This is a genomic window from Nonomuraea solani, from assembly GCF_900108335.1.
Classification (GTDB): Bacteria; Actinomycetota; Actinomycetes; order Streptosporangiales; family Streptosporangiaceae; genus Nonomuraea; species Nonomuraea solani.
The window spans coordinates 390,019-408,540 of the sequence record NZ_FNVT01000004.1 but is presented as its reverse complement, the minus strand read 5'-3'; the positions used below and the strand labels follow the sequence as shown (position 1 = coordinate 408,540).

The 18,522-nt window shown below is 69.9% G+C and carries 23 protein-coding genes and 1 tRNA gene; 12 read left to right on the top strand and 12 right to left on the bottom strand.

Annotated elements, in window-relative coordinates; all coding sequences use genetic code 11:
- The first annotated feature begins 2 nt into the window (after positions 1-2).
- Positions 3-239, top strand: a complete 237-nt coding sequence (locus tag C4V41_RS17460) for a hypothetical protein (RefSeq protein ID WP_235030184.1) — start codon at positions 3-5, stop codon at positions 237-239.
- On the opposite strand, the gene C4V41_RS17455 is transcribed toward C4V41_RS17460, so the two are convergent.
- Genes C4V41_RS17455 through C4V41_RS17445 form a run of 3 tightly spaced genes read right to left on the bottom strand, consistent with a single transcriptional unit; the run spans position 226 to position 2,301 of the window.
- Positions 226-1,320, bottom strand: coding sequence for a hypothetical protein (locus C4V41_RS17455; RefSeq protein WP_103956933.1), 1,095 nt, complete (start codon positions 1,318-1,320; stop codon positions 226-228). The two genes, C4V41_RS17460 and C4V41_RS17455, sit on opposite strands and share 14 nt — an antisense overlap.
- Complete coding sequence (locus C4V41_RS17450; protein WP_200824042.1) at positions 1,317-1,808, bottom strand: SigE family RNA polymerase sigma factor; 492 nt, start codon at positions 1,806-1,808, stop codon at positions 1,317-1,319. The genes C4V41_RS17455 and C4V41_RS17450 overlap by 4 nt, the downstream gene beginning before the upstream one ends.
- A 34-nt stretch (positions 1,809-1,842) precedes the next feature.
- Positions 1,843-2,301: a MaoC family dehydratase gene (locus C4V41_RS17445; protein ID WP_103956932.1), complete on the bottom strand. Its 459-nt coding sequence runs from the start codon at positions 2,299-2,301 to the stop codon at positions 1,843-1,845.
- A 273-nt stretch (positions 2,302-2,574) separates the two neighbouring features.
- Here C4V41_RS17445 and C4V41_RS17440 point away from each other — a divergent pair, with 273 nt between their 5' ends.
- On the top strand, positions 2,575-3,747 hold the full coding sequence (locus tag C4V41_RS17440; RefSeq protein WP_456093853.1) for an AAA family ATPase: 1,173 nt from the start codon (positions 2,575-2,577) through the stop codon (positions 3,745-3,747).
- Between the two features lie 103 nt (positions 3,748-3,850).
- Here C4V41_RS17440 and C4V41_RS17435 read toward each other — a convergent pair whose 3' ends face one another.
- Complete coding sequence (locus tag C4V41_RS17435) at positions 3,851-4,642, bottom strand: MauE/DoxX family redox-associated membrane protein (RefSeq protein ID WP_235030183.1); 792 nt, start codon at positions 4,640-4,642, stop codon at positions 3,851-3,853.
- A gap of 5 nt (positions 4,643-4,647) precedes the next feature.
- Positions 4,648-5,595 (bottom strand): hypothetical protein, encoded by a 948-nt coding sequence (locus tag C4V41_RS17430; protein WP_103956929.1) that lies wholly within the window; start codon positions 5,593-5,595, stop codon positions 4,648-4,650.
- Positions 5,596-5,812: 217 nt separating this feature from the next.
- Between C4V41_RS17430 and C4V41_RS17425 the strand changes: the two genes are divergently transcribed.
- A complete protein-coding gene (locus C4V41_RS17425; RefSeq protein ID WP_103956928.1) occupies positions 5,813-6,301 on the top strand; it encodes a SigE family RNA polymerase sigma factor in 489 nt (162 codons plus the stop codon).
- Here the strand turns inward: C4V41_RS17425 and C4V41_RS17420 are convergent.
- Positions 6,276-6,764, bottom strand: a complete 489-nt coding sequence (locus tag C4V41_RS17420; protein ID WP_235030247.1) for a MarR family winged helix-turn-helix transcriptional regulator — start codon at positions 6,762-6,764, stop codon at positions 6,276-6,278. The two genes, C4V41_RS17425 and C4V41_RS17420, sit on opposite strands and share 26 nt — an antisense overlap.
- Before the next feature lie 103 nt (positions 6,765-6,867).
- Between C4V41_RS17420 and C4V41_RS17415 the strand changes: the two genes are divergently transcribed.
- From C4V41_RS17415 to C4V41_RS17390, 7 genes are all read left to right on the top strand, one after another.
- The gene (locus C4V41_RS17415) at positions 6,868-7,431 is read left to right on the top strand and encodes a YceI family protein (RefSeq protein WP_103956926.1); all 564 of its coding nucleotides are present in this window, start codon (positions 6,868-6,870) and stop codon (positions 7,429-7,431) included.
- A 158-nt stretch (positions 7,432-7,589) separates the two neighbouring features.
- Positions 7,590-7,678, top strand: a tRNA-Ser gene (locus C4V41_RS17410).
- A gap of 137 nt (positions 7,679-7,815) precedes the next feature.
- Complete coding sequence (locus tag C4V41_RS61855) at positions 7,816-7,953, top strand: hypothetical protein (RefSeq protein ID WP_160150311.1); 138 nt, start codon at positions 7,816-7,818, stop codon at positions 7,951-7,953.
- A gap of 53 nt (positions 7,954-8,006) precedes the next feature.
- On the top strand, positions 8,007-8,501 hold the full coding sequence (locus C4V41_RS17405; RefSeq protein ID WP_103956925.1) for a hypothetical protein: 495 nt from the start codon (positions 8,007-8,009) through the stop codon (positions 8,499-8,501).
- A gap of 137 nt (positions 8,502-8,638) precedes the next feature.
- Positions 8,639-9,187, top strand: a complete 549-nt coding sequence (locus tag C4V41_RS17400; protein WP_103956924.1) for a SigE family RNA polymerase sigma factor — start codon at positions 8,639-8,641, stop codon at positions 9,185-9,187.
- Positions 9,171-10,223 carry an ABC transporter substrate-binding protein gene (locus C4V41_RS17395; RefSeq protein ID WP_103956923.1) on the top strand — a complete coding sequence of 351 codons (1,053 nt, stop codon included), beginning with the start codon at positions 9,171-9,173 and terminating at the stop codon, positions 10,221-10,223. The genes C4V41_RS17400 and C4V41_RS17395 overlap by 17 nt, the downstream gene beginning before the upstream one ends.
- Before the next feature lie 53 nt (positions 10,224-10,276).
- Complete coding sequence (locus C4V41_RS17390) at positions 10,277-11,665, top strand: sensor histidine kinase (RefSeq protein ID WP_103956922.1); 1,389 nt, start codon at positions 10,277-10,279, stop codon at positions 11,663-11,665.
- Here the strand turns inward: C4V41_RS17390 and C4V41_RS17385 are convergent.
- The 4 genes from C4V41_RS17385 to C4V41_RS17370 form a co-directional block, all read right to left on the bottom strand.
- Positions 11,603-12,238: a response regulator gene (locus C4V41_RS17385; RefSeq protein WP_200824090.1), complete on the bottom strand. Its 636-nt coding sequence runs from the start codon at positions 12,236-12,238 to the stop codon at positions 11,603-11,605. The two genes, C4V41_RS17390 and C4V41_RS17385, sit on opposite strands and share 63 nt — an antisense overlap.
- An 11-nt stretch (positions 12,239-12,249) precedes the next feature.
- Positions 12,250-13,116, bottom strand: a complete 867-nt coding sequence (locus C4V41_RS17380) for a CPBP family intramembrane glutamic endopeptidase (protein ID WP_103956920.1) — start codon at positions 13,114-13,116, stop codon at positions 12,250-12,252.
- A 110-nt stretch (positions 13,117-13,226) separates the two neighbouring features.
- A complete protein-coding gene (locus tag C4V41_RS17375) occupies positions 13,227-13,604 on the bottom strand; it encodes a VOC family protein (protein WP_103956919.1) in 378 nt (125 codons plus the stop codon).
- Positions 13,605-13,715: 111 nt separating this feature from the next.
- A complete protein-coding gene (locus tag C4V41_RS17370) occupies positions 13,716-14,720 on the bottom strand; it encodes a S1 family peptidase (protein ID WP_235030182.1) in 1,005 nt (334 codons plus the stop codon).
- Positions 14,721-15,023: 303 nt separating this feature from the next.
- Between C4V41_RS17370 and C4V41_RS17365 the strand changes: the two genes are divergently transcribed.
- On the top strand, positions 15,024-15,485 hold the full coding sequence (locus tag C4V41_RS17365; protein WP_146103689.1) for a hypothetical protein: 462 nt from the start codon (positions 15,024-15,026) through the stop codon (positions 15,483-15,485).
- 7 nt (positions 15,486-15,492) lie between these two features.
- Here the strand turns inward: C4V41_RS17365 and C4V41_RS17360 are convergent, their stop codons facing one another.
- Positions 15,493-16,626, bottom strand: coding sequence for an MFS transporter (locus tag C4V41_RS17360; protein WP_103956916.1), 1,134 nt, complete (start codon positions 16,624-16,626; stop codon positions 15,493-15,495).
- 112 nt (positions 16,627-16,738) lie between these two features.
- Complete coding sequence (locus tag C4V41_RS17355) at positions 16,739-17,191, bottom strand: MarR family winged helix-turn-helix transcriptional regulator (protein ID WP_200824041.1); 453 nt, start codon at positions 17,189-17,191, stop codon at positions 16,739-16,741.
- 49 nt (positions 17,192-17,240) lie between these two features.
- Here C4V41_RS17355 and C4V41_RS17350 point away from each other — a divergent pair, with 49 nt between their 5' ends.
- Positions 17,241-18,521, top strand: coding sequence for a TIGR04013 family B12-binding domain/radical SAM domain-containing protein (locus C4V41_RS17350; RefSeq protein ID WP_235030181.1), 1,281 nt, complete (start codon positions 17,241-17,243; stop codon positions 18,519-18,521).
- Position 18,522: the final 1 nt, after the last annotated feature.

The window sequence follows — 18,522 nt, the reverse complement described above, 5'->3', positions numbered from 1 at the left end:
AGGTGAAGGAGCCGTACGATCCGCTGAAGTTGTGCGTGTACGCGACCGTCGCGCTGCTCGCCTGGCTGCTCGGCCCGTGGGCGGTGCTGGGATTCGCGGCGCTGGGGTTCGCCGGTTACTGGAAGGCGCGGCGAGCCGGGCTGACCCGGAGCAAGTGCCTGCTCAGGGACACCCGGCTCGTGCTGGCCTACCTCGGGCTCATCGGCCTGGCGGCGCTCGCGGCGATCATCTGGTGGTGACGGCCATCAGGTTGACGATCGTGTACTCGTCGCCCTCCTTCCAGTAGACCGTCGAGGGCGGAGCGGTGGTGACCATGCTCGACACCGCGTCGCCGAGTTCGGCCATCGTTCCGGTGGACAGGTCGTACAGAACGACGTTCTGACCGGGAGCGTTGACGCGGAACCGCGCGTACCGGTCGCCGAGGAGCCACCAGAAGCCGTCCTGCAGCAGCGGGCCGGGCAGTTGCCTGCGTTCTGAGCCGTCCGCCCGCTGGGCGAACACGTGGCTGCCCAGCAGGCCGGTGCACCACTGCACGTGACACTGCAGCATCTCGGCTCCGGCGGGCACCGCCACGTCCGTGGCGCGGCCGGTTTCGAGGTTGACGATCCTGGTCGCGTTCGTGCCCGGGCCGTCGTGCCGCTGCGCCCAGGGCCAGGTGGTGAGGTGGAGGCCGTCGGTGCCGGGCAGCCGCTCGGGTGTGCCGCCGGTCAGCGGCATCCGGTAGACGCCGCCGCCCATGACCGACCAGACGATCGCGTCGTCCGTGAGGCCGATCTGCTCGACGTCGGCGGCGACCTCGCCCACGCGCTCGGCCTTGCCGCCTTCGCGGGGCATGATCCAGAAATCGGCCCAATCCTCGCGGGACGTCTGGCCGAACCAGGCGATGTACTTGGCGCCCACGTCGAGGCGCTGCGGGTGGTAGTCCTTCTTCGGGTACGGAAGGTCGCCGAGTGCGCGCGTTCGGCCCGTCGCGGAGTCGTACACCTCAAGGCGCCGCTTGCCCGTGATCAGCAGCACCTCGGTCGCGCTCAGGGCGGTCACCGGGTGCAGGTCCCGGCCCCAGACCTTGACGACGGCCCGCGGCCACACGTCGGCGACGGGTCTGATCTGCGGGGAGGCCGCGACGACCGGCTCTTCGTCCGGCAGGGTCACCGTCATGCCGCCCGCGACCACCACCGCCGCGGCCGCGAGCGCCATCCCCGCCCGCCGCCTGATACGCCGGGCGCGCCGCCGCCCCGCCACCCCCCGCGCGAGATCCGGGTGCCCGGCCTGCTCCGAGGCCGCCCGCATGGTCCTGAGCAGGTCTTCTTCGCTTCTCATCGTGCCTCCCGCAGCACAGGTGCCGCTCGCTTGATCCGGAGCTTGTCCAAGGCACGGGCCGCCTGACTGCGCACGGTCCCCCGGGAGATGCCGAGAATGTCGGCGATGTCCTGGTCGGGCAGGTCTTCGTAGTAGCGCAGCACGAGGACGGCCCGCTGCTTGCGGGGGAGCTGCTGGAGTTCGGCCCACAGGTCGGCGTCGCCGTACCGGTCGGATTCGCCGCGCTCGGGAACCTCGGCGACCAGGTCTTCCCTGCGTCGCCGGCGCCACGACCTGATGTGCAGCCTGGCCATGGTCGTGCGCACGTAACCCTCGGGGTCGTGTTTCTTGCGCACGCGCGGCCAGGCGTCACCCAGGCGGGCCAGCGCCTCCTGTACGAGGTCGGCCGCGTCTTCCGCGTTGCCCGCCAGGACGTAGCCGTACCGGAGAAGCGCGTCGCCCCGGGTTCGGACGAGCTCGTCGAAATCCTCCACGAACCCAGGGATCACTGAGCGATGGCTACTGTTGCACGCGAAGCGGGATTTATTCGGCGGGGACGTAGAGGCTGAGCGTCTCGGCGACGCAGGCCGGCCGCCGCTCGCCCTCGATCTCGATCGTCACCTTGAGGTTGGACAGGTGGCCGGCGGGGGTGCCCTTGACGTCGGTGAGCTCGCCCACGGCCCTGATCCGCGCGCCGACCGGCACCGGCCTCGGGAAGCGGACCTTGTTGAGCCCGAAGTTGACGCCCATCGCGATGCCCTCCACCGAGATCAGCGAGAACATGAACGACGGCAGTAGCGACAGCGTCAGGTAGCCGTGCGCGATCGTGCCGCCGAACGGCCCGTCCTTGGCCCGCTCCACGTCGACGTGGATCCACTGATGGTCGTCGGTGGCGTCGGCGAAGAGATTGACCTGGTCCTGAGTGACCGTGCGCCACTCGGTCGGGCCGAACGTCTCGCCGACGGCCGCCTTGAGCTCCTGAACATTCGCGAAGGTCCGCATGGTCCCGAACGCTATTGCGCGCGCGGGACGGCTGCCAAGTTCGCGGTGGGGCTCCAGCTGTTGCGAAGATCTTTACTCGAAACCATCGCATGGGTGTTCGAGTCCGCGCTACAGTCGTGGGTGTCGGAATCGAACAAGGGTTCGGCCTGGTGAGAGGGGGTGTGTCCGGTGACGATGCTGGCGACCGCCCCTGCTCGGACACGCCGTAGCACTTTCTTCCCAAATCTACGACGGCCGCTATATCCGGCAATAGAGTCCGAGAGCGTGGACCCTGTGCGCAATCCCTATGCCCCCGGCGCCGGGCAGCGTCCGCCGGAGCTGGCCGGGCGCGATCGTGAGCTGCGGCAGTTCGAGGTCGTGCTGGAGCGGGTGGCCCGTGGCCGTCCCGAGCGCAGCATGGTCGTCACCGGGCTGCGCGGCGTCGGCAAGACCGTCCTGCTCAACACGTTCAAATCCATGGCCATGCAGCGGCTGTGGGGCACGGGCAAGATCGAGGCCCGGCCCGACCAGTCGATCAGGCGGCCCGTGGCGGCCGCGCTGCACATGGCCATCCGCGAGCTGGCCCCGCGCCACCGCGCGCCCGAGCGCATCGAGGAGTTCCTCGGGGTGCTCAAGGCGTTCGCCATGCGCGATCCGGCCGCGGCCAAGGGCACCTCGCACTGGTCGCCCGGGATCGAGGTGCCGGCCAGCCGCGGGCGCGCCGACTCGGGCGACCTGGAGATCGACCTCACCGAGCTGTTCGTCGACGCCGCGAGCGTGGCCACCGACCTGGGCGTGGGCATCGCGCTGTTCATCGACGAGATGCAGGACGTGCAGGCCGCCGACGTCTCCGCGCTGTGCGCCGCCTGCCACGAGCTGTCGCAGTCGGGCGGGCCGCTGATCGTGGTGGGCGCCGGGCTGCCCCACCTGCCCAGCGTGCTGTCGGCCAGCAAGAGCTATTCCGAACGGCTCTTCCGCTACGCGCGCATCGACAAGCTCGACCGCGACGCGGCCGATCTCGCGCTGATCCTGCCGGCGCGCGAGGAAGAGGTGGAGTTCACCCAGGAGGCGCTCGACGCCCTCTACGAGGCGGCCGACGGCTACCCCTACTTCGTGCAGGCCTACGGCAAGGTCGCCTGGGATCTCGCGCCGCGCAGCCCGATCACCATCGAAGACGTCAAGGTCTCCGCGCCGGAGGCCGAGGAAGAGCTCGCGGTCGGGTTCTTCGGCAGCCGCTACGAGCGGGCCACCCCGGCCGAGCGCGACTACATGCACGCCATGGCGCAGATCGGCGACGAGCCGGTCGCGACCGCCGAGGTGGCCGACGCCCTCGGGCGAAAGCCGTCCAGCCTCTCTCCCGCCCGCGACAGTCTCATCAAGAAAGGGCTCATCTACAGCGCCGAACGTGGCCTGATCGCGTTCACGGTGCCGCATTTCGGCAGATTCCTGCGCGCACAACCGATCTGAGCGGCGCCCCTAGACCTCTATTGGGCTGTCTAGTGGGGAAGCTAGACAGCCCAATAGAGCCATATCGTCGTGCCTATCGAGCGGAATCTAGCGCTCTCTAGTGTCAGGCCGATACTGGCGTATATTCCGGCAGAGACTCGCTGTCCTCCGCGCTGACCACCGCCATCCGCACCGCCGGGCGCCGCCCGGTCAGGTAGACGGCGAAGACGACGTCGTCTCCGCTCTGGTTGCGGAAGGCGAAGAAGCGCCAGCACAGCTCGCGCCAGGTGTCGTACGGCTCCGCCGAGGCCAGTTCGCCGTGATGGGCCCGCCAGGTGCCGCTCGACCTGAGCCTGGACAGCGTGGCCGACTCGGCGGGGCCGCGCCGCTGCTCGCAGGGCGCACGGAAGCGCAGGCGGTCGATCAGCTCCTCGATCTCCGGCGACAGCAGGGCCAGCACCGCCACTCCGGCGGCGGTGTGCCAGGTGGGGTGGAGCACGGCGAGCCAGCCCGGCACCGGCGCCCACAGCGACATTCCGGCCATCGCGGTCAGCGCCACCGTCCTGCCGACCGAACGCAGCCCGACCGGGGCCGAGCTCACCTCACCGAAGCAGCCACAGCCCGCGTCGGGCCGCCGCCTGCGCAGCTCCAGCAGCACGTACGTGGACAGCGCGAAGAAGGCCACCGTGCCCCATCGGAAGAAGGGATGCGTGCTGACCAGCAGCCCCGCCGCCAGCATCAGCTCACAGACGGCGCAGACCAGGAGCGCCGGAGCCTGGACGCGTTTCGGTACCAGTACCGCGGGTCCCAGCCTGGACAACGACCTGGGCTCGCCGCCGGATCTGACGGTGGTCACCTTGGCCGCCGTACCGAGGAGGAGCAGCACGATCAGGTTCGGGAGCTGCGATTCCAGCACGAGCGTCACCCCAATCCGATCTGAGCGTTGAAACACCCTTTGACCAGGTCGCCGCCGAGTTCCACGTACGAGAACGGCGATAACTCGGCGATCCGCCCGCGCGGCGAGGTGTCGCACTCGACGCAGCGGTCGCAGAATCGCCCGGCCACGCAGCCGCAGGCCACCACCGGGACGTTGGCGGAGCGGTCGGTGCACAGATTCTTGATCTGGAGGAGGGATCCGACGGCGAGGTACGGCAGGCCCGCGCACGAGACCCCCGTCTGGGTGCAGCCGGTGTCGGCCCGTTCCAGCATCGGATAGGCGGCGCCCCGCTCTTCCTCGTCGAAGGTGTCCGACCAGGTGGCGGTGCCCGAGATGCGCGACTGCACGGCCGCGTACGCCGCGGGCGGGGCCGGCACGGCGCGGGCCGGGTGGGGAGGTTGCGAGGTCGCGGGCAGCAGCGCCTGGCCGGCGCCGTCGCGCCTGATGCCGATCGCGTCGAAGAGGTAGCCGGGTTCGAACTTGGGATGGCGCACCTGTAAGCGGCCCGTCGCCCGATACGGGATGACGATCGTGCGGTGGCCCCGGTGGGGGCCGCAGTCGAGCTCGACCGTCAGGTCCCTGCGGCCCTCGATCGACAGGATCGTCCCGGTGATGCGGGTGGTGTCGGCCCAGATGCGTTCGATCACGCGCCCGTCGCGCAGCGCCCGCATGATCACCATGGCGCCGATGGGCAGATCGGCGGGGGTGGTCTCCGCGCCGTGCCAGGCGGTGGCCCACGGGGCGATCACGAGGCGTTCCTCGGTGCCCTCGGGGGTGTCGATGATGATCAGGTGCGGGCTCACGTCACGGATCTCGCCGGCGATCGCACGGAAGGGTTCGCCGTCGCCCGGATCGGGGCCGGGAACGCCGGATTCGCGGCCGAGCGCGGCCGCCGCGAGCACTCGGCGGCGCTCGACGCTCGGATGTCCCATCCGCCCCTCCCTCGTCGGGTACTAGATTCACACGACTTGAGGGTGAGCCACACCTTAGCGGGCTAGAAGGGAGCAAAATACGCATCCCTGGGGAAGGGTGTTCACCTCCGGCGGCGTACAAACCGCCACCGACCTTGACCGACCTTTATCGTCGGCGGGCCGAAACCTGAATTACGGAGCGGGCTTAAAGGGGCGTCAGGCTGCGATTCTGGCCACGATGCACACCACCGGGTGGGAAGACGAGTTCCGCGAGTACGTGATGGCGCGCGGTCCCGCACTGCTGCGCGCGGCCCACCAGCTCACGGGGCATCCGCTGGACGCGGAGGATCTGCTGCAGAACGCGCTGACCAAGACGTACTTCGCCTGGGACCGCATCGAAGATCGCAAAGCGCTGGACGGGTACGTACGGCGGGCGATGGTCAACATCAACATCTCGCAGTGGCGGCGGCGCAAGCTGGAGGAGTACCCGTCAGATGAGCTGCCCGAGGCGCACGAACCGCACGAGCTGTGCTCCGACGTGCACGCGGCTCTCGAACAGGCCCTGCAGGAGCTGCCCGAACGCATGCGGGCCGCGATCGTCCTGCGCTACTACGAGGACATGACCGAACCGGAGATCGCCAGGACGCTGGGGATCAGCGTCGGCACGGTCAAGAGCACGGTGTCGCGGGGGATGGCCAAGCTCAGGAACGCGCTGGGGCTTCCCTGAAGCCGTGGGCGCCGGCGGTGGCGCAGGGGCGTACGACGTCTCTGATCTTGCGCAGGGTGTCCAGGAACGTCTCCAGCTCCTCTTCGTCCAGCAGTCCGGTGAAGGAGTCCTCGATGTCCCGCAGGTGCTGCGGGAGCACGCATGAGAGCCGTTCGCGGCCGGTGTCGGTGAGCGCGGCGTACGAGGCCCGCCGGTCGCTGGCACACGCCTCCCGCTTCACCAGCCCCTCGCGTTCGAGCCGGTCGACCACCCTGGTCATCCCGCTGGTGGACAGTCCGGTCTGAGCGGCGAGGTCACTCATCCGCAGGCTCTGGTGGGGCGAACGGGCCAGCCGGATGAGGGTCTCGAAGTCGATCTCCGACAGTCCCGCCGCACCCAGCACCGGCTGGAACCTGCTCATGAGCCCGGCGTGCACCTCGGCCAGCAGTCCGATGGCCGTCAGCCGAGGGTCGTCAAAGTTCATCACGCTCATAGCTTAGACGACGATAGTTGACGCGCGGAATATTCCTGCTGTAGACATTTGTTGCCGCAGACATCCGCACCGCAACCTTCTGAGGAGAACCCCAATGAGTACCCGCACCTGGGAGTCCCTGACCATCCCGGCCGCCGGCAGCTACACCCTCGACGCCGCCCACACGCGCATCGGCTTCGTCGTCAAGCACATGATGGTCAGCAAGGTCCGCGGCCACTTCGAGACCTTCAGCGGCTCGGTCACGATCGCCGAGAACCCGCTGGAGTCCTCGGCCGAGCTCACGATCCAGGCGGCCAGCATCAACACGGGCGCCGGCGACCGCGACGGCCACCTGCGCAGCGACGACTTCCTGGCCGTCGAGAAGTTCCCCGAGCTCACCTTCAAGAGCACCCGCGTCACCGGCCATTCAGGCGACGAGTTCACCGTCGTGGGCGACCTGACCATCCGCGACGTCACCAAGGAGGTCGAGCTCACGGTCGAGTACGGTGGCGCCGGCACGACCCCGTGGGGCGGCTCGCTCTGGGGCTACTCGATCACCACGGAGTTCGACCGCGAGGACTTCGGCCTGACCTGGAACCAGGCGCTGGAGACCGGTGGCGTGCTCGTGGGCAAGAAGGTCAAGATCGAAATCGAGGGCGAAGCCAACCCCGCCGCGTAGGTTATCCACAGCCCTGAAGCCCGTCCTAGCTCTGGGCGGGCTTCATCCACAGGTGGTTACCCACAGGCTGTTGATAACTCTTGGTGAAGCCGGGCGGCCAATCACTTTGCCGCCTCGCCAGAAGGCCGGTACGCTGTGCTGAGCCGCGGTGGCTTCCAGGAGGATTCGCCTAGTCAGGTCTATGGCGCCGCACTGCTAATGCGGTTTGGTGGCAACACCATCCGGGGTTCAAATCCCCGATCCTCCGCAGGTGAAAGGCCCTCTATCGATCTTCGATAGGGGGCCTTTTTTGATTTCGGGGGGCCGCCGGATCCATACCGGTCGCTGACTTATCAACAGGGGTATGTGGACTTCGGCGTCTCAAGATCAAGCGGCTGCCGGGACATGGCGGATAACGACGACGATTCCTTGATCTGGCTGTGGAGCGATGCCGAGCTCGCCGTCGTGGTCGGCATCTGGGCGCTGCTTCTCCTGCCCACCGTCATCTGGCTTGCCATGACGATGCCGCGCCGCCGCAGATAGCGCCTAGTCTGTCGCGAACATAGAAACCGGGCGAGCGATACCGGAGGGTCCAGATGGGGGTCTTCTACGACTACTACCACGCGGCGAGCAGGCAGGCCGCCGCGGAGAAGCCCGAAGATCCCCGTGCCGTCGAGAAGCCCATGCGGGGCATGCCGGCTTTTGATGCGGTGGACGCCAAGGGGATCGATCCTGACGTGACTCTCGGGCAGCTCATAGCGCTCGTCAGGGGGATTCCGTACAGCCCGGACTTGGTGCGGACGGTCACCGTCCATCCGCCGCCCGAGGAGTGGGAGGCTCTTCCGGATGACTCGCTATATGAGAAGGAAGGGGCGGTAATCGAAGAGCTCCCCGCGGACGTGCGCGACACGCTCGCTGGGATCCCGGACGACAGGCGGGGCGAGTTCGCTGAGCTGTGGGCACAGATCGACGATGACCCCGACATTCCGTCCGCCGCGGGACGTCTTCTGGAGGTCGTCACAGAGCTGCGTGGTCTTGCTCAGCGGGCGCAGAGGGAAGATCAGCTGATCTATTGCTGGATGGCTGTCTAAGGATCTCCCGTGCTCGATTCGAGCCCTCAGCGGCAGCGCACTGAGAAGGGCTCACCCGGCCCGGAACGGGCCGTCTCCGAGTGCCAACCTTCCGGCGCGCTCACAGCGTCTGGAGGTTACTGACACGAGGAGAGACGTTGGATCGCAATGTCAGCTTCCAGGCATTCGCCGATGCGCATCAGCACCGGCTGCTGCGCCTGGCGTACCTGCTGACCGGCGACGTCCACCTCGGTGAGGACCTGTTACAGAGCGTGCTGGTCCGGATGTACGGTCGGTGGCCGAAATTGCGTCACGTCGACAGGCCGGAGGCGTACGCCCGCAGGACCATGGTGAACCAGTACATCTCGTGGCGGCGCCGGCGCGGCGCAAATGAAGTGTCCATCGCGGATCCACCCGAGCGGGCCTGTTCCCCCGAAGACTCCCCCGAGGACTCCACCGTCCTGCGGCTCGTTCTGCATCAGGCGCTCATGCGGCTGACGCCCAAGCAGCGCGCGGTGCTCGTCCTGCGCTTCTACGAGGACCGCACCGAACGGGACGTCGCCGACCTGCTGGGCTGCTCGGTCGGCACCGTGAAGAGCCAGACCCACCACGCCCTGGCCCGCCTGCGCGCCCTGGCACCCGAGCTGGCGCCCAACCTCCCCACCCTGGACGAGGCCGTGGAGGATCCTGATGACGTGGCTAGGTGACGAGCTCGGCCGCATCGCGGACGACATGCCTCAGCGGGACCTGGCCGTACGGGCGATCGAGGTCTACCACCGCCGGCGGCGCAACCTCATCGCGCTGGCCGCGGCCGCCCTGGTGGTGGTCGTCGTGCTGGGCGGCACGGCCGCGATCAAGCTCACGCCGAAGGCCGCCCGCCCGGTGGCACCGCCCGAGCGGACCGTTATCGACGTCGGTGTGGCGGGCACCGCCGAGGCCGCTCCCCTGTACGTGGCCCTGAGCAAGGGATACTTCGCCGCCGAGGGGCTGACCGTGCGGCCTGCCGTCGTCCATGCCGCCGCGGCCGTGAGCGCGATGGAAAGGGGCGAGCTGGATATCGCCCAGACCGACTATGTCGTGTCGTTCGTCGCGAACCAGCAGAACAGGGGCGTCAAAATCGTCGGCGGCCTGCACCGAGCCCACACCGGGACCCTGGCTCTCGTGGTCAAGGCCGGATCGGGGATCCGAACCGTGGCCGACCTGAAGGGTAAGAAGATCGCGGTCCCGTACCTGCGGGGGCTGGGGACGCTGTCCATCAGGGCGATGGGGCTGCGGAACGACGACGTCGAGTTCGTCGAGACCCCCTACACCGCGATGGTCGACGGGCTGAGCGGTGGGCGCTTCGCGGCGGCTCTCCTGGCCGAGCCGTACGTCGTCGTGAGTGTGCGGCAGGGGCGTACGCGGGTGCTGCGAGAGGCGCTGGCCCGGGAGTTCGACAGGCTGCCCACCGCCGGTTGGATGGCCGCCGACGACTGGATCAAGGCCAATCCCCGAACGCTGGCGGCCTTCCGGCGCGCGCTCGCCAAGGCGCAGCGCCTGATCGCGGGCGACCTCGCGCAGGCCGTGCGGGCCGTGCAGGTGATTCCGCCCGACATGAAGGTCGCCTGGCGCGACCTCAACAGGCTCGCGCTCGGGGCGTTTCCCGCCGAGCTCGACCTGCGGGGGCTGCAGCGGCTGGCCGATCTGGCGCTGCGGTACTCGGTGCTGAAGAAGCGCCTCGATGTGCGAAGCGTCATCAGATAGCCGAGACCTGTGAGACGGCACGCCTCGTTCGCTCGGGCCAGCACAATGTACTCGTGCGCGCGCCGATCACGATCCTGGCGGCCACCCTCGCCCTCGTGGGCACGGTGGCGATGCTGGACGCGGAGTTCGTGGTGACGAAGGTGCCGTTGCTGCTCATGGGCTACGCGGTCGGAGCGTCGGCGGTCGCGACCGGCCTCTGGGCCAGGGCGCGGTGGCCGGACAGCGCGGTCGGGACGTTGCTGGCCTGGAGCGGCGTGATGTTCCTGGCGACCGGCATCGCCTACTACACGACGGCGGCGTCGTTCGTGGTGGCCGCCATGGCGTCAGCCGTCCAGATCGGGCTGCTCGGGCATGTGATGCTCGTGCTCCCGCACGAACGTGCGGACACGCCCGCCGTTCGCCGGGTGGTGGCGCTCGCGTACGCGGTGCCGCTGTCGTCGGGTGTGGCCTGGATCGTGTACGGCGGGGTGCCGGGCGATGGCTGCCCCTGCCTGGGTCAGGCGCTCGGATGGGGCGGGGGCCGGGTGCCGGTGTCGCTGCTCGCACTGGCGCTCGTCGCCGGCTATGCCGTCGCGCTCGTGGTGGCGGTGTGCTCGCGATGGGCCAGGCTGCCGCGACAGGAGCGGGACTCGGCCGTCACGTTCTCCGGGCTGCTGCTCATGCTGCTGATCATCGGGCACGAAGTGAGCAACCTGCTCCAGTCCGGCGGCATCGCGGCCTACTTCCAGGGCGGGCTGCTGGACAGCCTGGTCGTGCTCGGCTTCATCGCCTGGCCGCTCGGCTATCGCGTCGCGCTCGGCCGCAGGGAGACCGCGCGCCGGATGGCCGCGTTCATCGACGCCGGCGACGAGGCCAGACGCCGCATCGAACGCGACCTCCACGACGGCGCCCAGCAGCGGCTCGTCAACGTACGGCTGCTGCTGGGGCTGGCCCGCGACGAACCGGTCCGCCTCGACCAGGCCATCACCGAACTCGGCGTGGCCCTGGAGGAGTTGCGCGGCCTGGCGCGGGGCGCCTTCCCGGCGGTGCTGACCGAGGCAGGGCTGGGAGCCGCGCTGCGCTCCCTGGCCGAGCGGGCCGCCCTGCCCGTCCGGTTGCGGATCGAGCTGCCGGTACGGCCGATGCCGCAGGTCGAGCGGACGGCGTACTTCGTGGCCGCGGAGGCGCTGGCCAATGCCGGGCGGCACGCCTCCGCCTCGCTCGTACGGATCGACGCCCGGCTGGACAGAGGCCGGCTGATCGTGGAGGTCGCCGACGACGGGTGCGGCGGCGCCGTTCCGGCGGGCGGCCTGCGGGGGCTGGCCGACCGGGTGGCGGCCTGCGGGGGCGATCTCATGCTGGACAGCCCGCCCGGCGGCGGTACGACGGTGCGGGCCCTGTTACCCGCGGAGATACCGCAGCACGGCCAGGACCCGCCGGTTGTCGGCGACGTCGTCGGGTAGGCCGAGTTTGCCGAAGATCCCGCGTACATGCGTCTCCACGGTCTTGGGCGTGAGCCCGAGCCGGCCGGCGACGCCCTGGTTGGAGCGGCCCTCCGCGACGAGCGCGAGCACCTCGCGTTCGCGCGGGCTGAGCCGGGTCAGCGGGCCCGGCGAACGGGGCCGGGAGACCAGCAGGGAGACCACGGCGGGGTCGAGCACGATCTGGCCGGAAACGATGCGGCGCAGCGCGTCGGCCAGCTCCTCGGCGGCCCCGACCCGGTCTTTGAGCAGGTAGCCGATCCCGCCGGACGTCTGGCCGAACAGATCGAGGGCGTGGTGGGTCTCGACATGGTTGGACAGCAGGAGCACCGCCACGGAGGGATGCTCGCGGCGGAGCCGTACGGCGAGGTCGAGGCCCTCCACGGTGTGGGTCGGCGGCATGCGGATGTCCACGATGACCGCTTCCGGCGGGTCGGCCGCGACCAGCCGCGCCAGGGTCTGACCGTCGCCCGCCAGCCCCGTGACGTCGAAGCCCGAGCGCTCCAGCAGGACCGCCAGGCCCTCACGGAAGAGCCCGGAGTCGTCGGCGATCATCACGCGCACGGTCAAACGGTAGCCTTCTGCCGGGACCGCCGGATGTGCCCGGCCCGCACGGCCAGGGCGAGCATGATCAAACCGGTCACCGTGCCGACCAGGATGAGGATGAGCCCGGACTCCAGGTCGCCCGGCCGGCCCACCCACAGTTCGGGGCCGCTGATGTGGCCCCGCAGCAGCGGGATCTCCTGGATGGCGCCGGCGCCCGACGAACTGGTTCCGAACACCGAGTTCTGGAAGAAGTTCCAGCCGAGGTGCAGGCCGATGGGCATCCACAGCGTACGGGTCACCAGGAAGCTCCCGCCGAGCACGAGCCCGCCCGCCACGGTGATCCCGACCAGGGTCATGGGGGTGGCGTTGGCGTTGGGGGCGTGGAGGAGGCCGAAGAGCACGGAGCTGATCGCCAGCGCCCACCAGGTGCCCACGGCCTTCTCCGGCAGCCGCAGTGCGACGCCGCGGAAGGCCCATTCCTCCCAGAAGCCCACGCACAGGGCGGTCAGCGCCATGAGGGTGAGCGAGCCGAGATCGACCGTGACCGCCGAGACCGTGTACCAGCCCACCGCGGTCATGATGCCGAACGTCACCGCCTGAACCGCCCCGCCCGCCGCGATCCCGGCCAGGAGGTGGCGTGCCGCGGGCTTGGCGGGCAGGCCGAGACTCGCCGCGGAGCCGCCCTCCCAGCGGCGGGCCAGCGGAACGGAGATCAGCGCAGCCGCCGCTCCCGTCAGGGCGAGCAGCAGCGCGTTCAGCGGGGTGAGGTTGGCGGGGCCGATGCCGAGGGCGGCGGCCACGGCCGCCTGGAGAGTGAAGAAGATGGCCAGCACGCCGATGAGCAGGGCGAACGCCTGCGTCAGCGGATGGCTCAGGACTTTGCGCATGACCGAACTCCGGAGGTTGGGGGGCTCGGCTCATGATCCGGCGCGCGCGTTCCGCCGTACAAGATCCGGATTTTCCTTGCGGGATAACCCTGAGCCTCCGGAGTGCGGGGTCACATTCCCTTTCGATGCTCCTCGCTGATCTGGATGATCTGTACGTAGTTGCCGTCCGGGTCGATCGCGGTGGCGAACAGGCTGCCGTCGCGGTCCTCCAGTTCGGCCAGCCACTGCACGCCGGCCCGCTCCATGTTCGCCACGATGGCCCGGGCGTCCGCCACGTCGAAGTTCAGGATCACCCTGCCGGGCTCCGGGTTCTTGTCGGCCACGTCCGCGCGGGTGTCGATGAACAAGAAGAACTCGCCGAACTTGAGCAGCCGGTACCCGTTGACGTCCGTGTTGTCCTCGGGGTCGAGGGCGGCGGCGTACCAGGAGCGCAGTCGGTCGGGGTCGGTGCTGGAGAGCAGCAGGCTGCCCAGGACAGGTCGTCTCATCGCGAAATCCTTTCTCTCGATGTGCCGACCTGACGGCCGCCCGAAACTCATCGCGGCAGAACGCGCGGCGTGCCCGGGGGATGGAGCACGCCGCGCGTTCTCAGGGAGAGGTCAGCCGACTCTGAGCGTGAGTCCGTACACGCTCAAGGCTTCGTTGACGGGCTGGTGGTACGTCGTCCCGCCGATGCTGCAGTTGCCCGAGCCGCCGGAGGTCATGCCCTGGGCCTGGCTGCCCGAGATGAACGAGCCGCCGGAGTCGCCGGGCTGGGCGCACGCGCTGGTGCGGGTCAGGCCGGTGACGGTGCCCTGGGCGTACCGGACGGTGGCGTTGTGCTGCTGGATGGTGCCGCAGCGCCAGCCGGTGGTCGAGCCGGAACGGCAGATGGACGAGCCGACGGAGGCCTGCGTCGAACCGCGGACGGTCACGTTGGCGCCACCGGAGCCGCGCACGTACGGCGTGGCGGTGTTGCCGGGAGCGGCGACCCACGCGTAGTCGTTGCCCGGGAACGACGAGCCCTGGAAGGTGCCCGTCGGCTGGGTGGTGCTGGCGCCGGCCCGGCCGCAGTGCCCCGCGGTGGTGAAGCCGGGGGTGCTGCCCCTGGTGACGGGGAAGCCGACGCTGCAGCGGCTGCCGCCGATGTAGTAGGCCGCGCCGCCGATGATGTTGATGAACGTCGTCGGCTGCTCGGCGGTCGCCGCCACGGTCACCGCGCTCCGGTCCACGCCCGCCGCGCTGGCGAGAGCCTCGGCGGCCTCGACCGTCGACGCCTGGATGGAGACGGTGTTGGTGGTCACGTCCACGAACCACAGGGCGGCCCTGGCCTGGGCGCGCCGCGGCGCCTGGTCCAGTTGCGCCATGACGCCGTTGAGCTGGGCCATCGAACGCGGGACGACGACGGGCTGCGCGCCCTGCGCCTGGATGGTCGCGGACGCCGCCGCGTCCGTGGTGGCGACCATGAGCTTGGAGGCGTCGGCGTTCAGCCAGGCGCCGCCGAAGGAGGCGCCCAGTGCGGTGGTCAGGTTCGCCTCGACGGACATGGCCCGCTCTTCGTTGGCCAGCCGGGTGACGACCTGGGCCTCGGACAGGCCGAGGTCGCGCTCGAGCGCGTCGATCATGGTGGGGGGTGCGGGGGAGGCGGATTGAGATGCTTGGTCAGCTGCTGCCGGGCTGAGAGGGGTGGCCAGGCAGACGGCGAGGATGACGCCGCCTACCACCGCACAGCGCTTACTCAACATGTGCACTCCTCGGGTGGGGGTGCTGTCAAGCTAACGGTTGCTACGTTTCCTGCTTAGATACCAAACGGGAACTATTTCGGTGTTATGGGTGGGTTTTGGTCGTGGGTCCGAATGGAGAATTTCCCGCCTTTAAGGTGGACGCCCTGGCGGGTCGGTAAGGTCCCGTTGCTGGAGGTGTTCTCTGTGCGTAATGGTGTTCGTCATTTACTCGGCGCCGGCGCGGGACTGGCGGCCACGCCATTGATCGCGGCGGGTTTCCTGGGACACGCGCATCTCGCCCCGGAATGGCTCGCGCTCGGCACACTCGCCGCGACCATGGCCTTCGCCGGTGTGCTGGCGGGCTCGCGGATCTCGCCGCTCGCGTCCGCGCTGCCCGGCCTGGTCTTCACCGGGCTCGGCGCGGCCGCGCAGGCGGGCATGCCCTCGCTGGTGCCGGTCCTGCTGCCGCGCGCGTACGTGGAGTCGTATCTCACGCTGCTCGGGACCTGGGCGCTGCCCATGGGGTGCCTGCTGCTCGCCGCCTCGCTCTTCCCCTCGCGCTGGCGTGCGGCGGTCCGTGCTGAACCGCCGTCGCCGGTGCGGGAGGAAGAGGAGGAGGCGCCCGCGCCGCCGCCGCTGCCGAAGCGGATCCCGTCCCGCTACTGACCGTGGGCTAGGTCGTCGCGATCAGCAGGGTGACCAGCACGTACGGCAGCAGCAGGAGCGCGAACGTCACCCCATGCGACGCGTACGGCGAAGCCGCCCCATAGGCGGTGTAGACGGCCAGCGTGACCACGTTCGTGCCGAGCCCGGCGACCGAGGTCACGGTGGCCCGCGCCGGGCCGGTGATCCGCCCCTGCAGCCGTACGTCGGCCAGCACCCCCGCGAGCTGGAACGCTCCGAAGGCCACCGCGATCGGTACGAACCCGGCCACGTGCCCACTGACCGCCCCCGCCCCCATGGCCACCGCCGCCAGGGCGATCAGCACGGCGTACGCGCGGGCGGGCAGGCGCTCGGCGGGCCCCGCCAGCAGGCCGCCCGCCGTGGCGCCGACCCAGACCAGCAGGATCAGCAGCGGAATCGTGGTCTGGGCCACGCCCGCCTCCGCCGCCAGGAACGGCACGTACTCCTCCAGAGCACCCCAGATCGCCGTCACGAACGCGACCACCAGCACCGCGCGCAGCACGCCACGATCCGCGCGCGTCTGGGCGATCCCCTCCCGCAGGATCGCCAGGTAACGTCCTTCACCGGCCGCGCCGCGTGCGCGGTGCTCGGGGAGCGTCATGGCCGTGACCGCGCACAGCACGCAGGCCAGCACCGTGGCCACGCCGATGGCCGGGTAGCCGCCCGCCGCGAAGACGGGCACGGCCAGGCCGATGGCGGACGCGGTGGCGACGAGGCTTACCGAGGTGGCCCGGCCCATGACGGTCGCGTAGCGGTGCGCCTGACCGCGCCGCTCCAGCTCCTCATAGGCGAGGGCCTCGTACGCGCCGGAGACCAGCGCCTCGTACGCGCCCCAGAGGACGAACCCCAGCGCGAACGCCCAGTAGGAGGGGAACACGATCCACGCCGCGAAGCCCAGCCCGGCCAGCAGCGGGCCCAGGACCAGGAGCAGCCGCCGGGACACCGTGTCGGCCCAGGCGCCGGACGGGATCTCCAGCAGCATGCCGGTCAGCGACCAGATGACGAACAGCGAGGAGGTCTCGGCGACCGTGATCCCGGTGTCGGTGAACAGCAGCGTGTAGACCGGGTAGATCAGCAGGAATTCGCTGAGAAAGGCATAGATGTAGAGCGATATGACGAGCATGGGGCCTTCCAGGGGGACGAGTAGGGACTCCGAGTGCTCGTCGCCTCGGAGGCCCGCGCGCCCCGCGCCGGCCCCTGTCTAGGAATTAATGTCGCCAGGTCATGCGGACAGTCTAGAGCGAGATGTCCCCGATGCGCTCGCGAAAATCGCGCCGTTCCAGGGCCGCCAGGATGGCCAGCAGCAACTCCTCCAGCGGTACGGGCAGCTCTTCGTCCAGCTCGCGCATCGCCCGGCGGGTCGCCTCCCATTCGGCCTCGATGAGCGGGAGCGCGGCGCGGGCCTTGGCGGACAGGTGCACGATGCGGTGGCGGGCGTCGGTGCCCTTCTCCAGGGTGACGAACTCGCCACGCTGCATCTGGACCACGGTCTGGCTGGCCGCCGAATGGGTCACGCCGATCGCCTTGGCCAGGTCGCGGATGGCCATCGGGCCCTGCTCCCGGAGGGTGCGCACCACGGGGGAGTAGCGGGGGCGGTATTCGGGCAGCCCGAAGTCCGCGTAAATGCCGGCGATGGCGCCGTCCATGAGTTCGTGAACGTGCCGCATCAACGTTCCCAGCGCGGTCATGGCATCAAAATAACAGTGCTGTTGGTTCCTCTGGGCTACGCTGCGGGACGTGGCGCTGGCAGTGAGTGTGGTGGTCCGCTATCGCAAGGCGGTGACGTACGGCGTGCACGCGCTGCTCGCCGCCCTGGAGACCGCCGGTGTCGAGCACGACCTGCGGCTCGGCACCACCCCTGAGGAGACCGCCGAGCACATCGTGGCCAGCCCGGCCGACCGCGTGCTCGTGCTGTGGTCGTTCTACTCCCCCGACGCCGAGGCCATGGCCGCCGAGCTGGCCACGGTCAGGTCGCTGAGCGGCGGGCGCGGGCTGCACATCGCGGGCGGCGTACACGCCACGGCCGAGCCCCAGCAGGTCCTCGACGCGGGCTGGGACCTGGCCGGGATCGGCGAGGGCGAGACCACGATCATCTCGCTGGTCCGGGCGCTGCGGGAGGACCAGCCGCTCACCTCGGTGCCTGGGCTGGCGATCAAGGACGCCGACGGCGTCGCGCTGCGCACCCCGGCGGCGCCGCAACTGCCGCTCGACGCCTTTCCCTCGTTCGTCGGCAGGAACGGGCCGATCGAGATCACCCGTGGGTGCCGTTACACGTGCCGCTTCTGTCAGACGCCGTTCATGTTCGGCGGCCAGTTCCGGCACCGGTCGGTCGCCAGCGTGCGCGAGCACGTGCGCGGCATGGTCGCCAGGGGGCTGCGCGACGTGCGGTTCATCACGCCGACCTCGCTCTCGTACGGCTCCCCCGGGCCCGATCCCGACCTGGGCGCCGTGGAGGAGCTGCTGGCCGGGGTCAAGGAGGAGCTGCCGCCGCACGGGCGGGTGTTCTTCGGCAGTTTTCCTTCCGAGGTGCGTCCCGAGCACGTCTCGCCTGAGGCGATGCGGCTGCTCAAGCGGTACGTGGCCAACGACAACCTGATCATCGGCGCCCAGTCGGGGTCCGACCGGGTGCTGGCCGCCTCGGGGCGCGGCCACGACACCTCACCGGTGCGCGACGCGGTCAGGATCGCGGTCGAGCATGGTTTCCGGCCTAATGTCGACTTCATCTTCGGGATGCCGGGGGAGAGCGCGGAGGACCAGTCACAGTCGCTCCGGCTCGCCGCCGACCTGGCCGACCTGGGGGCCCGTATTCACACGCACACGTTCATGCCCCTGCCTGGCACGCCGTGGCGCGATGCCGAGCCGGCGTTCATTCCGCTGGCGACCATGAGCGAGCTCGATCGGCTGGCGCAGCGCGGGGACGCCTATGGGCACTGGCGCAAGCAGGCGGAGCACGCCGTACGGCTGGCGGAAACGGCCAAGGCCTACCCCCGCCGAACCCCCCGCCGCCGCACCGGCTGAC